The organism is Stenotrophomonas sp. 2694, assembly GCF_040548715.1.
Classification (GTDB): Bacteria; Pseudomonadota; Gammaproteobacteria; order Xanthomonadales; family Xanthomonadaceae; genus Stenotrophomonas; species Stenotrophomonas indicatrix.
In genome coordinates, this window is sequence record NZ_JBEPSG010000002.1 from 160,928 (window position 1) to 177,672 (window position 16,745).

The window sequence follows — 16,745 nt, forward strand, 5'->3', positions numbered from 1 at the left end:
GGAGGAGGGGGAGTCGAGGGAGGGCGCATCCTGCCTCCCCCTTCGCCTGCCGCACATGCAATTTGTACGAAAGTGCTGTCGCTTCCGTCGTAGCAATAGTGATTGACGCTGGGTGATGACGCTATTGGTCCTATTTCACCCCATGCATCATCCGCTTCAACAGCGGCGCAGCGATGAAGGCCAGCAACGCGCAGCCCAGGCCGATCCACATCAGCAGCCAGAACAGGTGCGCATAGGCACCGGCGGCCGCGGCCATGTCCAGCGTTTCGCCTTCAGGTACGTCGATCGCCGCCAGCTTGCCGAACAGCGCGGCCAGTGTTTCGGAGAAGGCCGTCGCCAGGAACCAGGTGCCCATCATCAGGCTCATCACCCGTGGCACCGCCAGCTGGGTGACCGCCGACAGGCCGACCGGCGACAGGCACATCTCGCCGCTGGCCAGCAGGAAGTAGGCCAGCACCAGCCACCAGACGCTGGCCATCTCGCCGGTGGCACCAACGTGCTGCGCGGCCAGCGCCAGCGGTACGAACGACAACGCACCGATCACCAGGCCCCAGGCCGACTTCACCGGCTTGCCCGGTTCCCAGCCACGGCGGTCCATCCAGGTCCACAACGCGGCGAAGGCCGGCGCCAGCAGCACCAGGAACAGACCGCCGAGGTAGGTCAGCGAACCGGCGGTCTGCGGGATCACCAGGCAGTCGCGCACCAGCAGCACCAGCATCAACGCAACGATGGCGATGAAGAACGTACGCGGGGCGGACGAGCCGGGGCGACGCTCGGACAGGCGCGCGCTGACCACGAAGCCCAGCGGTGCCAGCAGCAGCGAGAGGATCGACCACGGAAGCGGCGAGCCTTCGCGGATCACCAGCGCCGGCACGATGTCCTTGGTCAGCAGGCGGTCGGTGAAGGTCACCCACGAGCCATACGACTGCTCGTACATCGTGAAGAACACCAGCGCCATGAAGATCAGCACCATCAGCGCGATCATCTGCTGGCGCTGCACCGGCGTGCACTGGGTGCCGGTGAACCAGGCGAACCAGACCAGCACACCGCCCAGCACCACCAGCATCAGCATCAGCGCCAGGCTGATTTCACCGCCAAGCGCGAAGGCACCGTTGCCGGCCGCCCACATCAGCCAGGCCACCGGCAGCACGCCGATCACCGCGCACAGGTAGATCAGCCATTCGCGCGGCAGGCCCAGCACCTTCTGCTTCAAGGTCGCCGGTTGCGGCGGCTCGGCGTGGCCCTGCAGGTATTTCTGGCCCCACAGGAACATCGCCAGGCCGGCCAGCATGCCGATGCCGGCCGCACCGAAGCCGTACTTCCAACCGTAGACCTCGCCCAGGAAACCGCACACCAGCGAAGAGAACAGGGCGCCCAGGTTGATGCCGGCATAGAACAGCGAGAAGCCCGAATCGCGGCGCGGATCGTCCTGCGGATAGAGCTTGCCGACGATGGTGGAGATGTTCGGCTTGAGGAAGCCGACGCCCATGATGATCAGCGCCAGCGACAGGTAGGTCACGGCCAATGCCGAGGTGTCGCGCACTACTTCGCCATTGACCCGGTATGCGGCGTGGCCCTCGAAGGCCATGCCGAGGTGGCCCAGCACCAGCAGGATGCCGCCGAACAGCACCGCCCGGCGCATGCCCAGCCAGCGGTCGGCCAACATGCCGCCGAACACCGGGATGCAGTACACCAGCCCGCCGTACGCGCCGAGCAGGTCCAGCCCGGCCTTGTCGCCGAACAGGTGGTACTTGGTGAGGTACAGCAGCAGCAGCGCCTTCATGCCGTAGAAGGAGAAGCGCTCCCACATTTCGGTGAAGAAGCAGACGTAGACGCCCTTGGGATGGCCCAGGAAGTCGTCGGAAGCGATAGCAGTGGAATTCATCGCGGAATTATAGGCGTGCGCTGCAGGCGCGCGCCGGGCAGCACCGGGCCATGCCCGGCGGTCCTGCGTAACGCCGGGCATGGCCCGGCGCTACCGTTCACAGGTACCGCAGCCAGGCCAGGTCGCGTCGTCGTGCCTTGAACCGCGCGAACGCCCGCGTCGGCGGGTACAGCACCACCGCCAATGCACAGGCCACCAGCAGCAGGCCGGCCACCGAGTCCAGTGCATACAGGCAACCGTGGGTCGGGCCCCAGGTCTTCAGGGCCGCCAGGTACAGCAGCTTCAGCACGTACAGGTGCAGCAGATAGAAGAACATCGGCGCTGCGCCGATATCGGCCAGCGGCTGCAGCGCACGCGCCAGCGGCGGCCACTCGTACAGCCGCAACAGCAGCAGGCCCACGCCCAGGGTCAGCAGCAGGAACTGCAGCGAGGGCGGGTACTTGGTGATGTTGAACACGCTCATCCACGTGCGCAGCGTGGTCTGCTGGTACTGCCACGGCGTGTCGCCATAGCCGTTGGCGAAGCGCAGCAGGGCGAAGGCGGCCAGTGCGCCCAGCCCGGACCACAGCAGCCGCTGCCGGCGCTGCTGCGGGTCGCTGCCGGCAGCGAACCACGGCGCCATCAGGTAGCCCAGCGCGATCACCCCGATCCACGGCAGCACGGGATAGGAGGTACGCAAGCTCAACGGCCCAGCCTCGATCCAGTCGCGCTGGTGCAGCACCTTCCACAGCACCGCCAGAGCGCCGTCGCCCTGCACCCGTACGCCGTCCAGCAGGTTGTGGCCGACCACCAGCGTCACCGCCAGAACGGCCAGCAGCGGCCGCGGCAGCCACAGCAGGCCGGCCAGCGCGATCATGCTCAGGCCGATCGCCCAGATCACCTGCAGGTACACCGTCTCCGGCGGCCACTGGAAGGTCCAGGCGACGTTGACCAGGGTCAGTTCCAGCACCACCAGGAACAGGCCGCGCTTGAGCAGGAAAGCCGCAATGGCACGGCGCGGATCGGCATGGCGCTGGCCGTACAGCCAGGCCGACAGCCCGGTCAGCAGCACGAACACCGGCGCGCACAGGTGGGCCAGCAGGCGGCAGGCGAACAGGGCAGGGGACACGGTCGCCGCGTCCATCGGATCGCTGACCTGATGCTGCAGGAAGAACGTCTCGCGCACGTGGTCGAGCAGCATCAGCAGCATCACGGTGCCGCGCAGCTGGTCGATGGAGGCCAGCCGGGAGGAGAGAGGGGCCACGGGCGCTCAGGTCAATGGCGTGACAGGATATAACATAACAATAAACTGTTTCCAGCACGTGCTGACCGATGTCGGCGAGCGCGCGCGTCGGCTCAGGGCAGGCAGACCGCAGGACTCCAGCCTAGAGCGTCGTCGTAGCGGACCTGGATCGCGTGCAGGCTGCCGTCGGCGTTCGCCTTCAGGCAGAATCGGGCGCTGTAGAACTGGGTGGCGCCGGTCCTGGTGGCCGACATCGAGACGTCGTACAGGCGTCCAGGCTGCAGCGGCATGGACGTTTGTCTTGCAACGGCGTTGGCTGGTACTTCTCCGTAGAGCACGCAGGCTCCGGGTGGAAGCGGGAGTGACGCGGGATAGGCAAACTCGAAAGACCATTGCTGCCGCAGCGGTGGAGTAATCGCGTCATACACCTCCACACCAAACACCTGCGGAGTCTCACCGATACGCTTGCGCTCTTTCTTGGGAAGCCCGAAACAGGGTTTGCCAGCGTGGTCGGTGACCTCGATCGCGCCAACGCGACTCCAGGCAGATGCGTGATCGCAAAGCGGCATCAGGCAGAACAGGGTCGCGATGGCCATGACTGGCGATGTGATCGGGCGGATCCGAAGTGCATTGTTCATAGGGCGGCTCAGCGTCATGCTGCAGATCGTGAACACGATGCATGGGCAGTTGAGACACTTCAAACTGTGTCGCCTGGAGCGCTGCGGTGGCGGCTGGCCTGGCCCATGCAGGGCAAGGAAACCGCGAGACCCGCTAGCTCCCTGGAATGTGCCTGATGCGCTTGATGCGTTGGCCGAGTTTGGCCAAAAGCGACTATCTCACTGGCCGCCCGACCGCACCCCTCCCGAACCGCACTGGACTTGCTGCCCCCTGAACGCTAGCGTGACAGGGATTTTTTGCCAGCAGGGGCTTTCATGAACCATGACGCTGCGCCCAAGCAGCTCACTTTCCGCGCGGTGGTCCTGGCCATCGTGCTGGCGGTGGTGCTGTCGGCCGCAAACGCCTACCTCGGTCTGTTCGCAGGCCTGACCATCGCCACCGCGATTCCCGCCGCGGTCATTTCCATGGGCGTGCTGCGCCTGTTGGGTGGCGGTTCGATCCTTGAGAACAACATCGTGCAGACCGGCGCCTCGGCCGGTTCGTCGATCGCCGCCGGTGTGATCTTCACCATCCCCGCGCTGGTGATCATGGGCTACTGGCCGGACTTCAAGTACTGGTGGGTGCTGGGCATCGCCGGTCTCGGTGGCCTGCTGGGCGTGCTGTTCTCGGTGCCGCTGCGCCGTTCGATGATCGTCGAAGATCCGCTTCCGTTCCCCGAAGGCAAGGCTGCGGCCGAAGTGCTCAAGGCCGGTGAGAACCCCGGCCCGGGCCTGAAGATCCTCGGCCTGTCGGCGGTGATCGGTGCGTTCGTGAAGCTGGCCGCGGAAAGCGGCATGCGCCTGATCCCGGACGCCTGGGCCACCTCGGCCTATGTCGGCAGCTCCAAGGTCACCGCCTTCATCGGCACCAACCTGTCGCCCGCACTGCTGGGCGTGGGGTACATCGTCGGCCTCAACGTCGGCATCGTGGTGGTGTCCGGCTCGATCCTGACCTGGCACATCGCCATCCCGATCTACCAGGCGTTCTTCATGAACACCGATCCGGCGCTGGCCGCCTCGATCGCCACCGCCTCGTCCACCGAAGCGGCGTTCGCCATCTGGGGCGCGAAGATGCGCTACCTCGGTGTCGGCGCGATGCTGATCGGCGGCATCTGGACCCTGATCTCGCTGCGCAAGTCGCTGCTCAACGGCGTCAAGAGTGGCTTTGCGGCCGCGCGCAAGAGCGGTGGCCCGGTGCTGGCGCACACCGAGCGCGACCTGCCGATGAAGTGGATGCTGGTGGCCTTGGTGGTGTTCACCCTGCCGCTGCTGGCGCTGTACCAGGCCATCGTCGGCCAGTGGCACGTGTCGATCCCGATGACCCTCATCATGATCGTCGCCGGCTTCCTGTTCGTTTCGGTGTCGGCCTACCTGGCCGGCCTGATCGGTTCGTCCAACAACCCGGTCTCGGGCATCACCATCTCCACCATCCTGTTCGCTTCGGCGGTGCTGGTGCTGCTGCTGGGCAAGGATGGCCTGCAGCCGGTCGGTGCCTTCGGTGCGCCGCTGGGTGCGGTGGCCGCGATCATGATCGGCGCGGTGGTGTGCTGTGCCGCCGCCGTCGGTGGCGACAACCTGCAGGACCTCAAGGCCGGCTACATCGTCGGTGCCACCCCGTGGAAGCAGCAGCTGATGCTGGGCATCGGCGCGTTCTCGTGCGCGCTGATCATGGCCCCGGTGCTGAACCTGCTGGCCACCGCCTACGGCATCGGCGTCAAGTCCGAGCTGCACCCGAATGCGCTGGCCGCACCGCAGGCCAACCTGATGGCGTCGGTGGCCAAGGGCCTGTTCGGTGGCGAGCTGCCGTGGACCTTCATCGGCATCGGTGCCGTGGTCGGTGCCGCCATCATCGCGTTCGACAGCTGGCTGAAGTCGCGCAACTCGCGTTTCCGCGTGCCGGTGCTGGCCGCGGCGATCGGCATCTACCTGCCGCTGGAACTGATGGTGCCGATCTTCCTCGGTGGTCTGATCTCCTACCTGGTCGAGCGCTTCCACAAGGTGCGCGCCGATGACGAAGAGGGCCGCGACCGCGTGCACAAGCCGGGCGTGCTGTTCGCTGCCGGCCTGATCACCGGCGAGGCGCTGATGGGTATCGCCATCGCCGTGCCGATCGTGGTCAGCAGCCGTGCCGACGTGCTGGCCGTGCCGTTCCACCTGCCGGCCGCGCAGTGGATCGGCCTGGCCGTGCTGTTCCTGGTCGGCTGGCTGATCTACCGCACCGGCAAGCGCGCCGTGGCATGACGCCCACGGGGTCGGATCCCTTCCCGCAGGGAAGGGCTCTGACCCCATGCTGGCAGCGTCTGGGGTCAGAGCCGATTCCCATGGAATCGGATCCGACCCCGACCTCCGACAAACCGCGCTACGGCGCGGTTTGCTTTTTCTGGCGGCAGCTCAGCCACGGCCATGACCGATGGCCTTGGCAGGCCCGGCCGCGCAGGCCTACCATCGGTTTTTTGCCGTCCTGCGGAGACCCCGATGAAACTGCTTCATGCCCTGTTGCCACTGAGCCTGCTGGCTGCCCTGCCCAGCGTCGCCGCTGCCCGTGGCCTGGAAGTCCGCGACATGGTGGCCATGGACCGCGTCTCCGCGCCGGTATTGACCGCCGACGGCGGCACCGTGGTGTTCGCCAAGCGCAGCACCGATGCCAACCTCAAGGCCAGCACCGCACTGTTCGCGCGCAACCTGCGCACCCGCGACGCGGCACCGCCGAAGCAGATCACGCCGGCTGGCTGGAACGTCAACTCTGCATCGCTGTCGGCCGATGGCCAGACCGTGTACTTCCTCAGCGCCAGGAACGGCAGCCAGCAGCTGTACGCACAGCCGATCAGTGGCGGCGCCCCGCGCCAGCTGACCGACTTCCCGGTGGACGTGGACAGCTACCACGTGTCGCCGCAGGACGACCGCGTGCTGTTCAGCGCCGGCGTGTTCCAGGCCTGTGCCTCGGACCTGGCCTGCACCGAAAAGAAGCTGAAGGACGTGGAAGGCGCCAAGGCCAGCGGCAAGGTCTTCGATTCGCTGTTCGTGCGCCACTGGGATACCTGGAACGACGGCCGCCGCAACACCCTGTTCGTCGCCCCGTTGCCGGCAGCCAAGGCCGGTGCGGTCAAGGGCGCTTCGGCGCTGAGCGCGACCATCGACGGCGACGCTCCGTCCAAGCCGTTCGGTGGCAATGACGATTTCGCCTGGTCGCCGGATGGCAGCAGCGTGGTCGCCAGCATCCGCGTGGCCGGCAAGCAGGAGCCGTGGTCGACCAACTTCGACCTGTACCGCTTCGATGCTGCGGGCAAGCAGGCGCCGGTCAACCTGACCGCGTCCAACCCGGCCTGGGATGCCGGCCCGGTGTTCAGCGGCGACGGCAAGACCCTGTTCTACCGCGCGATGAAGCGCCCGGGCTTCGAGGCGGACCGCTTCGGCCTGATGGCGATGGACCTGGCCAGCGGCAAGACGCGCGAGATCGCGCCGCAGTGGGACCGTTCGGCCGGCGGCATCACCCTGTCCGCCGACGGCGCCAGCATCTACACCACCGCCGACGACCTCGGCGAACACCCGCTGTTCCAGATCGACGTGGCCAGCGGCAAGGCCACCAAGCTGATCGGCGATGGCAGCGTCACCGCCGTCGACGTGGCCGGCAACAGCGTGGCCATCACCCGCAACAGCCTGAAGAGCAACGACCAGGTGCTGGTCGGCCTGCTGCCGGCCGCTGGCGAGCCGATCGGCGCGCTGCGCGCACTGACCCCGGCCGCTGGCGAAGTGCTGAAGGATGTGAGCTTCGGCGACTACGAGCAGTTCGAGTTCAAGGGCTGGAACAACGACACCGTGCACGGCTATGTGGTCAAGCCGCACAACTACCAGGAAGGCAAGTCCTACCCGGTTGCGTTCCTGATCCATGGCGGCCCGCAGGGCAGCTTCGGCAATGGCTGGAGCTACCGCTGGAACCCGCAGACGTACGCAGGCCAGGGCTACGCTGTGGTGATGATCGACTTCCACGGCTCCACCGGTTACGGCCAGGCCTTCACCGATGCGATCAGCCAGCACTGGGGTGACCGTCCGCTGGAAGACCTGCAGAAGGGCTGGAGCGCGGCGCTGAAGAAGTACGACTTCCTCAACGGTGACAAGGCCTGCGCACTGGGCGCCAGCTACGGCGGCTTCATGGTCAACTGGATCGCCGGCAACTGGAACAGCCCGTTCAAGTGCCTGGTCAACCATGACGGTGTGTTCGACCAGCGCATGATGGGCTATGCCACCGAAGAACTGTGGTTCACCGAGTGGGAGCAGGGCGGCACGCCGTACCAGAAGGCGGCGAACTACGAGAAGTTCAACCCGGTCAACCACGTGGCTGACTGGAAGAAGCCGATCCTGGTGATCCACGGCCAGCAGGACTTCCGCATTCCGGTCGAGCAGGGCCTGGCTGCCTTCACCGCGGCCCAGCGCCAGGGCATCGAGTCGAAGTTCCTGTACTTCCCGGACGAGAACCACTGGGTGCTGAAGCCGAACAACAGCATCCTGTGGCATGACACCGTCAACGCCTGGCTGAAGCAGCACATCGGCGAGTAAGCGATGCCGGCGCCGCCCTTGTGGCGGCGCGCGGCTTTCCGGTAGTGCCGGCCGCTGGCCGGCAACTGCACGTTGCGACCTACCTACATGGGGTTGCCGGCCAGCGGCCGGCACTACCAGGATGCCTGCATGCCCTCGACTGCCCTGATCCAGAACGACATCGTCGTCTTCGGCCTGATCGCCGCCACCCTTGGCGCCGTGTTCTGGACCGCTTCGCGCGAGCAGGGCCTGTGGAAGCGCTTCTATACCTTCGTGCCGGCGCTGCTGCTGTGCTATCTGCTGCCGGGCATCTACAACACGTTCGGCCTGATCGACGGGCAGAACACCAAGCTGTACAACCCGGTCGCGCGTGACATCCTGCTGCCGGCGGCGCTGATCCTGCTGACTCTGGCGGTCGACATCAAGGGCATCCTGCGGCTGGGGCCCAAGCTGGTGCTGATGTACCTGGGCGCCTCGGCCAGCATCATGCTGGGTGCCGTGGTCGCGTTCCTGGTGATGCGTGCGATCCATCCCGATACCGTCGCCGGTGATACCTGGGCCGGCATGGCGGCGCTGGCCGGCAGCTGGATCGGCGGCGGTGCCAACATGCTGGCCATGCGCGAAGTGTTCGATGTCAACGCGACCACGTTCGGCCAGTTCGCGGTGGTCGATGTGGGTGTTGGCTACGTGTGGATGGCGGCGTTGATCTTCATGGCTGGGCGCGCGGCGAAGATCGATGCGCGCAGCGGTGCCGATACCTCCGCCATCGACGAGCTGAAGGAGCGCATCGCACGCTTCCAGGCCGAGCACGAGCGGATTCCCAGCCTGACCGATCTGATGCTGATCGTGGCCGTGGCCTTCGGTGGCGTCGGCCTGGCCCATGCCATCGGCGCGCCGCTGGCGGCGTGGTTCAAGGTCCACGTCAGCTGGGCATCGCAGTTCAGCCTGGATGCGCCGTTCGTGTGGGTGGTGGTGCTGTCGACCACGCTCGGCCTGGGCCTCAGCTTCACCCGTGCACGTACGCTGGAAGGCGCGGGCGCCTCGCGCCTGGGCTCGCTGCTGCTGTACTTCCTGATCGCCTGCATCGGCATGCAGATGGATCTGCTGGCGTTGCTGGATCGCCCGTGGCTGTTCCTGCTCGGCATCATCTGGATCAGCGTGCACATCGTGCTGCTGTGGTGCCTGGGCAAGCTGTTGAAGGTGCCGTTCTTCTACTTCGCCATCGGTTCGCAGTCGAACATCGGCGGCCCGGCCTCGGCACCGGTGGTGGCCGCTGCGTTCCATCCGGCGTTGGCGCCGGTAGGCGTGCTGCTGGGCACGATGGGCTATGCCACCGGCACCTATCTGGCGTATGTGGTCGGCATCACCCTGCGCGCGCTGGCCACGTGACCCACGGTAGCGCCGGGCCATGCCGGCGAACCGCATCGCGGCGGATGTGCATGCCGCCGGGCATGGCCCGGCGCTACCGATGCGTTATGCCACCGGCAAGCCGCGTTCGATCAGCCAGGCCTTTGCGTCTTCGGCGTCCTGTTCAAACCACGCCTTCGTCGACCCCAACCGATACGTATACCCCCACGCATCCATGTCGGCCATCAGCCGCTCACTGCCGACACCGGGAAGGTGCCCGGCCAGCACGATCTGCAGGTAGCAGGTGGCGTCTTCTTCGGGCACCGAATCGGTGGCGTCGGTATGCACCTGCGCGCGCCGCTCCGGTGGCAGCACGATCAGGTGGCAGGCTTCGTGCAGCATCGAATGCACCGGCGTGTCATCGCGCACGTAGACGTCGCTGGCGATGATGCCCGCCTCGGGCTCGCCCCAGTAACTGCCCGGGATCGGCTCGCCGGCCGCAACGTGATGCAGGCGCAGCTCATGTGCAGCGAGCAGGCGCTGGGCATCGGCGAAGGCGATGTCGCCGACGCGGGTAACGTTCGGTTCGGGCGTGGTATCAGTCATGCGGGTCAGGCAGCCCCGCCCATGCAGGCACGGGCGGGGCAGGGGGGTCAGGGTTTGTCCGGGCCTTCAGGCAGCGCCACGGAGATGTCCAGCACGTCGTGCTGGCCATCCTTGACCAGGTCCACCTTCACTGCATCGACGTCGATGTTGACGTACTTCTTGATCACTTCCAGCAGCTCGCGCTGCAGCAGCGGCAGGTAGTCGGGACCGCCACGGTGGCTGCGCTCCTGCGCGATGATGATCTGCAGGCGGTTCTTGGCGGTTTCGGCGGTGGTCTTCTTCGCTTTGAGGAAATCAAACAGGCCCATGCTTACCCTCCGAACAGCTTGCTGAAGAAGCCCTTCTTCTCGACGTTGGTGAAGCGCATCGGGCGTTCTTCGCCGAGGATGCGTGCGACGGCGTCGTCATAGGCCTGGCCGGCAGCGGATTCGCCATCCAGGATGACCGGCTCGCCCTTGTTGGAGGCATTGAGCACGTCGCCCGATTCGGGGATCACGCCGATCGCCTTCAGGCCAAGGACCTCCTCGACGTCGGCGATGCTGAGCATCTCGCCGCTTTCCACGCGCACCGGGGTGTAGCGGGTCAGCAGCAGGAAGGCCGGCACGTCCTGGCCGGATTCGGCCTTGTGGGTCTTCGAATCGAGCAGGCCGATGATGCGGTCCGAGTCGCGTACCGAGGACACTTCCGGGTTCACCACCACCACCGCACGGTCGGCGAAGTACATCGCCAGGAAGGCGCCCTTCTCGATGCCGGCCGGGGAGTCGCAGATGATGTAGTCGAAGCCGTCGGCAGCCAGGTCCTTCAGGACCTTGCCCACGCCTTCCTGGGTCAGTGCATCCTTGTCGCGGGTCTGCGAGGCAGCCAGCACGAACAGGTTGTCGAAGCGCTTGTCCTTGATCAGGGCCTGCTTGAGGGTGGCTTCGCCGTGCACGACATTCACGAAGTCGTACACCACGCGGCGTTCGCAGCCCATGATCAGGTCGAGGTTGCGCAGGCCGACGTCGAAGTCGATCACCGCCACCTTCTTGCCACGCCTTGCCAGGCCGCAGGCCAGGCTTGCGCTGGAAGTGGTCTTGCCGACGCCGCCCTTGCCGGAGGTGACTACGATGATTTCAGCCAAAGGACTTCTCCTGATGATTCTGTTTGAGGTGCTGCATCAGTCCAGCGCAGCGATCTTGATCTGGTCCTGTTCCAGCCACACCTGCACGGCCTTGCCGCGCAGGGTTTCCGGTACATCGTCCAGTACCTTGTAGTGGCCTGCAATGGCGACCAGTTCCGCATGGAAATCACGGCAGAAAATGCGTGCCGCGGTGTTGCCCTGGGCCCCTGCCAGCGCACGGCCGCGCAGGGTTCCGTAGATATGGATGCTGCCATCGGCGATGACCTCGGCGCCGGCGCCGACGGTGGCCATCACGGTCAGGTCGCAGTTTTCCGCATACAGCTGCTGCCCCGAACGCACGTTGCCCAGCTGCATGCGGCCCGGCTGTGGCGCGGCGGCATCGGCAGCCTTGCCCATCGGCGTGGCCGGAGCCGGAGCCGGCGCGGCCTTCGCTTCGGCGCGTGCGGCACGGCGCGGTTCCGGTGCGGGTGCCGGCGGCGGGGCAGGTTCTGCCTCGGCGCGCTCGTACTGGGCGCGGAACTTGGCCAGCAGCGGCAGGCCGAGCTGCTGCGAGAGCAGGTCGACCGCACTGGTGCCATAGGCCAATGCCACCGGCAGTACGCCAGCACCGCGCAGGCCATCGACCAGCGCCTGCGCCGTTGCCACGTCGGGCACCTGGCTGAGGCCGCCGAAGTCCAGAATCACCGCTGCACGGCCGAACAGCTTCGGCGCGCGGCTTACCCGCTCCTGCATTTCCTGCACGAGTCGTTCAACATCGAGGGTGCGGATGCGCAGGTTGGCGATGCCCACCTGGCCGATCTTCAGTTCACCGGCCTGTTCGTAATCGAAATTCACTGCCACGCTCAGGTCCCCGTCGACCGCTGTGCCTGCGCCGGCAGCTGCCGGTCGCGCGCCCATGCAACATCAGGCAGCTTGCCGCCATAGGTTTCATTCACCCACGGGAAGCTGCACAGTTCCTTGGCCAGCATGCTGGCGCGCACGTCCACCTGCGGCATGGTGTTCTGGCCCAGCTCGCGGAAGCCGAAGCTGCCGTGGAACAGCAGGGCGGCATCGGCGCCGTGGTCCAGGAACACTTCACAGGTCATCTGCGGGTAGCGCAGCTCGGCGAAGCTCTGGGCGTCGGCATAGAACGCACGGCCGACGCCACCACCGCGACGGCGGCTGGCGACCACGATGCGGTCGATATAGAAGAAGGGGGTGTCCAGGTGCTGCTTGAACCAGGCGAAATTGCTGCTGTCGTGCTGGCTGTCGCTGCCGAAGCCGATCAGGAAGCCGGCCAGGTTGCCGTCGCGCTCGGCGACGCGGAAATATTCAGCGGTTGCATAGAACAGGCGCAGGCGCTCGGCATCCAGGGGAAGGATGGCCAGGCCAGCATTGTTGTTCAAAGCCAGGACGGAATCGAGCTCGTGCTCGCGCACGTCGCGGATGACAATCGACATTGTGACTCCGTGGGGTAACGCGGTTGGTCCCATGTACGGACCCTGCGCATGATTATTGCATGCCCGGGGTGGGCTGCGGCATGAACAGGGGACCGCACCGAACATGACTTTATGCCCTTGGGCCCTGACGCGCACAGGCTACGATGGGCCATGCTGGCCCGACTCAACCACAATGCGATGCTGCGCTACTCCGGGTTGTTCACCTGGGGCACCGTCGGCCTTTGGCTTGCGATCTACCTGATCGATCCGGTGTCGCTGACACTGGAAAGCCTGGACGGCGAGGCCGGCTTCCGGATCATTCCCTGGGCCTCGGCCTACCTGGCCTTCGGCTTCGTGTACTGGGTGCTGACGCGCTCGCTGGGCGAAAGCCGGCCCGGCTTCTTCGACCATGCCGCGCTGATCCTGCTGACGGCCTGCGCGATCGGCGTGAGCTATTTCTCCGGCACCGCACTGGGCAGCATCCTGCTGATGGTGGTGGCCGGCCTGCTGCCCTGGCTGCTGGGCCCGCGCATCGGGGTGGTGTGGCTGGTGGCCAGCAACCTGGCCGTGCTGCCGGTCTACATCCAGCCGCTGGGCTTCCCGCCGGTCATCGCCGTGCTGCAGGCCGTCGGCTACATGGGTTTTTCCAGCTTCGTGTTCGTGATCGCGCTGGTTGCGCGCCGCCAGGCCGAGGCGCGCGAGGAGCAGCGCCGGCTGAATGCCGAACTGCGCGCCACCCGTGCGCTGCTGGCCGAAAGCGCGCGGGTGAACGAGCGCACCCGCATTTCGCGTGAACTGCATGACCTGCTGGGTCATCAGCTGACCGCGCTGACCCTGAACCTGGAAGTGGCCGGCCACCTCGCCGAGGGCCAGGCGCTGGAGCACGTGAAGCGCTCACATGCCCTGGCCAAGCTGCTGCTGGGCAACGTGCGCGAGGTGGTCAGCCAGCTGCGCGAGACCGGCGCCATCGACCTGGCCGCTGCGCTGCGTCCGCTGACCGAGCACGTGCCGTCGCTGGACATCCAGCTGGAGATCGAGGAGCCGCTGAACGTGGAAGACCCGCAGCGGGCCCACGTGCTGCTGCGCTGCACCCAGGAGATCATCACCAACACGGTGCGCCATGCCGGCGCCCGCCACCTGTGGCTGCGGGTGTACCGTGAGGTCCCGGACCAGGTCGTGGTGGAGGCCCGCGACGACGGTGTCGGGGCGGAAACGGTCAATGTGGGCAATGGTTTGCGCGGCATGCGCGAACGCCTGCAACAATGTGGAGGCCAGCTGCAGGTGGAGACCCGCCCCGGCGAAGGCTTCCGGCTGCGGGCGACGGTACCGGCAACGGTGCTGGCGGCCCTTACCCAGGTTCCTGAAGGAGTGCGTTGATGATTCGCGTCTGCCTGGTCGACGACCAAACCCTGGTGCGGCAGGGGATCCGCTCGCTGCTGGCGCTCGACGACGGCATCGAAGTGGTGGCCGAGGCCGCCGATGGCCGCCAGGCGGTCGAGCTGATCCCGCAGATCCGCCCGGACGTGGTCCTGATGGACATGCGCATGCCGGTGATGTCCGGGCTGGAGGCGCTGCAGGTGCTGTCACGGCAGGAACAGCTGCCCCCGACCATCATCCTGACCACCTTCGACGATGACCAGCTGGTGCTGGCCGGGCTCAAGGCCGGTGCCAAGGGCTACCTGCTCAAGGACGTGACCCTGGCGCAGCTGGTCGGGGCGATCCGCACGGTGGCCGATGGCGGTTCACTGGTGCAGCCGGCGGTGACCCAGCGGCTGCTGTCCGGGCTGGAGCACATGCGCAACGACTTCGTCAGCCTGGACCGGCCCGACCCGCTGACCGACCGTGAGACCGAGATCCTGCGGCTGATGGCCAGCGGTTTCTCCAACAAGGAGATCGCCAATTCGCTGGGGGTCGCCGAGGGCACGATCAAGAACCATGTGTCCAACATCCTTTCCAAACTGGGCGTACGTGACCGTACGCGTGCAGTCCTGAAAGCGTTTGAACTCCAGTTGGTGTGAGGAAAATCCTTTAGCGACAAAGACTTGGCACGCAGTCTGGGCCCGGATTCAGGGTTGCCCCCCACTTGCCCCCTACATGCCGGGTACGCGGATGCGTTACCCTTCGAATTCTTTGTGCATACAAATGCGCAGCCGGCACGGAAACCGGTGCGCCAATCCCGATAACCAATGCCCGCGAAGCCTGCTAGGATTGGCGCTTCGCTTCAATCAACCCGGCCGTGGGATCGGCCCCGGAGACTCTCTGAATGACCCGTATTATCGAGTTCCTGATCGCCTTGGGGATCGTGGCTGGCCTGTTCGTCATCATTGGCGTCTGTCTGCCGGGCGAGCGTCACATCACCGAAAGCATCGAGACCAACCGCAAGATGACGATCGTGTACGACACGGTCAGCAGTCTGCGCCGCTTCAAGGACTGGAACCCGCTGGTACTGCGCGATCCCGCCGTTGAACTGAAGCTGTCCGGCCCGGCCTCCGGCGTCGGTGCCACTCTCGACTACACCTCCAAGGACCTGGGCACCGGTTCCTGGAAGGTGACCGAAGCCGAAGAGAACAAGCGTGTTGTTATCGCCATCGACGACGCCTCCAAGGGTCACGACAAGGTCAGCACCTTCACCCTGGAGCCGACCGGCAAGGGCGGTCGCAACGTCAAGATCACCCAGGACTACTCGGTGAAGTATGGCTTTGACCTGTTCGGTCGCTACGCAGGCCTGTATGTCAGCCGCCAGATCGGCGATGACATCAAGATGGGTCTGTCGCGCCTGGCGAACATGCTGGCCACCGTGCCGAATGTCGACTACCGCACCTCCGAAGCCCCGCTGACCGATCTGGGCATCGTCGATGTCCCGGCCGAAGACCTGCTGGTCGTCACCGCCGGTAATGTCGACCGTGGCCAGGATTCCATCACCAAGTCCATCAAGGACAACCAGGAGTGGATCAAGCGCGTGATCGAGGCCAATGGCCTGGAAGCCGCCGGTCCGCTGCGTATCATCACCACCGATTTCGGTGCTGAGAAGTACGCCTTCGACATCGCCCAGCCGGTGAAGAAGAAGGGTGCCGAAGGCGTGCCGGCCGAACAGCTGACCGTCAAGATCGACGGTGGCGCTCCGGTCAAGTACGTCCGCGTTGCTCCGCACCGTTCGGCGCATGCGGCCTACACCGGTCACATGGCAGGCCTGGACGTTGCCCGCAGCGCCCTGCGCGCCTGGGCCGTGACCTCGGGTAACGAAGTCATCGACCGTCCGTACGAAACCTGGAAGGACGGCGTGGACAAGTCGTTCACCCCGGAAGCGACGTACGACATCTACTGGGCCGTCAAGTAAGCCTCGGCTGACCCATGTAGTGCTGGACACGAAAACGCGCCGCTTCCTGCGGCGCGTTTTTTTTCATCCCGAGCCCGGTGTCGGGCGCGGCGCGTTTTTTTTCATCCCGAGCCCGGTGTCGGGCATTGCGCAAGGAGCTGTCATGTTCAATTCCGAACGACGCGCGCGTAAACCGTCGTTGCTGGCCTGCCTGGGGGCGCTGCTGGCAGCGGCCTCGATCGGTCTCTCGGCCTATGCCGCGCATGGCGTGTCCGATCCGCTGGCGCAGCAGCACCTGAACATGGCGGCGTTGTACGCCTTTGCCCATGGAGCGGTACTGGCCGCCCTCGGCCCCCGCGCGCAGGGCGCGATCGCGCATCTGGCGTTGTACGTGTTGCTGCTGGGCGTGCTGCTGTTCTCCGGCAGCCTGGTGGGCGGTGCGCTGTGGCAGTGGCCGACCCGGCTGGCGCCGGTAGGTGGCACCACGCTGATGGCCGGGTGGGTACTGCTGGCGATCAACGCGCTGCGGCGCTAGCCGCAACGCCCAAGCACTGGTAGCGCCGGGCCACGCCCGAGGTCGAGCGCAGCGACCCGCGTCTGCCTTTGCTTTTTTGTTTGTTCAATTCCGTGGCGGACGCACGC

15 protein-coding genes are annotated in these 16,745 nt (G+C 66.0%); 7 read left to right on the plus strand and 8 right to left on the minus strand.

Translation table 11 applies throughout. The features are described from left to right. Positions 1 to 130: 130 nt before the first annotated feature. The 3 genes from ABIA73_RS03510 to ABIA73_RS03520 all read right to left on the minus strand — a co-directional run bounded on the left by ABIA73_RS03510 (position 131) and on the right by ABIA73_RS03520 (position 3,763). A complete protein-coding gene (locus ABIA73_RS03510) occupies positions 131 to 1,885 on the minus strand; it encodes a peptide MFS transporter (RefSeq protein WP_025873884.1) in 1,755 nt (584 codons plus the stop codon). 97 nt (positions 1,886 to 1,982) lie between these two features. Further along, the gene (locus ABIA73_RS03515; protein ID WP_354275441.1) at positions 1,983 to 3,128 is read right to left on the minus strand and encodes an acetyltransferase domain-containing protein; all 1,146 of its coding nucleotides are present in this window, start codon (positions 3,126 to 3,128) and stop codon (positions 1,983 to 1,985) included. A gap of 92 nt (positions 3,129 to 3,220) precedes the next feature. Then, positions 3,221 to 3,763: a hypothetical protein gene (locus ABIA73_RS03520; RefSeq protein ID WP_227417113.1), complete on the minus strand. Its 543-nt coding sequence runs from the start codon at positions 3,761 to 3,763 to the stop codon at positions 3,221 to 3,223. A gap of 276 nt (positions 3,764 to 4,039) precedes the next feature. Between ABIA73_RS03520 and ABIA73_RS03525 the strand changes: the two genes are divergently transcribed. From ABIA73_RS03525 to ABIA73_RS03535, 3 genes are all read left to right on the plus strand, one after another. Next, the gene (locus ABIA73_RS03525; RefSeq protein WP_025873881.1) at positions 4,040 to 6,004 is read left to right on the plus strand and encodes an OPT family oligopeptide transporter; all 1,965 of its coding nucleotides are present in this window, start codon (positions 4,040 to 4,042) and stop codon (positions 6,002 to 6,004) included. 234 nt (positions 6,005 to 6,238) lie between these two features. After that, a complete protein-coding gene (locus tag ABIA73_RS03530) occupies positions 6,239 to 8,317 on the plus strand; it encodes an alpha/beta hydrolase family protein (protein WP_025873880.1) in 2,079 nt (692 codons plus the stop codon). A 129-nt stretch (positions 8,318 to 8,446) separates the two neighbouring features. After that, positions 8,447 to 9,685 (plus strand): DUF819 family protein, encoded by a 1,239-nt coding sequence (locus ABIA73_RS03535; RefSeq protein ID WP_025873879.1) that lies wholly within the window; start codon positions 8,447 to 8,449, stop codon positions 9,683 to 9,685. A gap of 84 nt (positions 9,686 to 9,769) precedes the next feature. On the opposite strand, the gene ABIA73_RS03540 is transcribed toward ABIA73_RS03535, so the two are convergent. Genes ABIA73_RS03540 through ABIA73_RS03560 form a run of 5 tightly spaced genes read right to left on the minus strand, consistent with a single transcriptional unit; the run spans position 9,770 to position 12,808 of the window. Then, entirely contained in the window at positions 9,770 to 10,249 is a 480-nt protein-coding gene (locus ABIA73_RS03540) for a hypothetical protein (RefSeq protein ID WP_032975950.1), read from the minus strand. Between the two features lie 47 nt (positions 10,250 to 10,296). Then, a complete protein-coding gene (gene minE, locus ABIA73_RS03545; RefSeq protein ID WP_005408532.1) occupies positions 10,297 to 10,557 on the minus strand; it encodes a cell division topological specificity factor MinE in 261 nt (86 codons plus the stop codon). 2 nt (positions 10,558 to 10,559) lie between these two features. Then, positions 10,560 to 11,369 carry a septum site-determining protein MinD gene (gene minD, locus ABIA73_RS03550; protein ID WP_025873877.1) on the minus strand — a complete coding sequence of 270 codons (810 nt, stop codon included), beginning with the start codon at positions 11,367 to 11,369 and terminating at the stop codon, positions 10,560 to 10,562. A gap of 36 nt (positions 11,370 to 11,405) precedes the next feature. After that, positions 11,406 to 12,266 carry a septum site-determining protein MinC gene (minC, locus tag ABIA73_RS03555; RefSeq protein WP_059063452.1) on the minus strand — a complete coding sequence of 287 codons (861 nt, stop codon included), beginning with the start codon at positions 12,264 to 12,266 and terminating at the stop codon, positions 11,406 to 11,408. Continuing rightward, positions 12,212 to 12,808: a GNAT family N-acetyltransferase gene (locus ABIA73_RS03560; protein ID WP_025873875.1), complete on the minus strand. Its 597-nt coding sequence runs from the start codon at positions 12,806 to 12,808 to the stop codon at positions 12,212 to 12,214. The genes minC and ABIA73_RS03560 overlap by 55 nt, the downstream gene beginning before the upstream one ends. A 150-nt stretch (positions 12,809 to 12,958) precedes the next feature. On the opposite strand from ABIA73_RS03560, the gene ABIA73_RS03565 reads away from it, so the two are divergent. From ABIA73_RS03565 to ABIA73_RS03580, 4 genes are all read left to right on the plus strand, one after another. Continuing rightward, positions 12,959 to 14,164: a sensor histidine kinase gene (locus ABIA73_RS03565; protein ID WP_025873874.1), complete on the plus strand. Its 1,206-nt coding sequence runs from the start codon at positions 12,959 to 12,961 to the stop codon at positions 14,162 to 14,164. Then, entirely contained in the window at positions 14,164 to 14,805 is a 642-nt protein-coding gene (locus tag ABIA73_RS03570; RefSeq protein ID WP_025873873.1) for a response regulator, read from the plus strand. Before ABIA73_RS03565 ends, ABIA73_RS03570 begins: the two co-directional genes overlap by 1 nt. Before the next feature lie 245 nt (positions 14,806 to 15,050). Beyond that, positions 15,051 to 16,124 carry a polyketide cyclase gene (locus tag ABIA73_RS03575; protein WP_032975952.1) on the plus strand — a complete coding sequence of 358 codons (1,074 nt, stop codon included), beginning with the start codon at positions 15,051 to 15,053 and terminating at the stop codon, positions 16,122 to 16,124. A 142-nt stretch (positions 16,125 to 16,266) separates the two neighbouring features. Then, the gene (locus ABIA73_RS03580; RefSeq protein ID WP_025873872.1) at positions 16,267 to 16,638 is read left to right on the plus strand and encodes a DUF423 domain-containing protein; all 372 of its coding nucleotides are present in this window, start codon (positions 16,267 to 16,269) and stop codon (positions 16,636 to 16,638) included. Positions 16,639 to 16,745 lie beyond the last annotated feature (107 nt).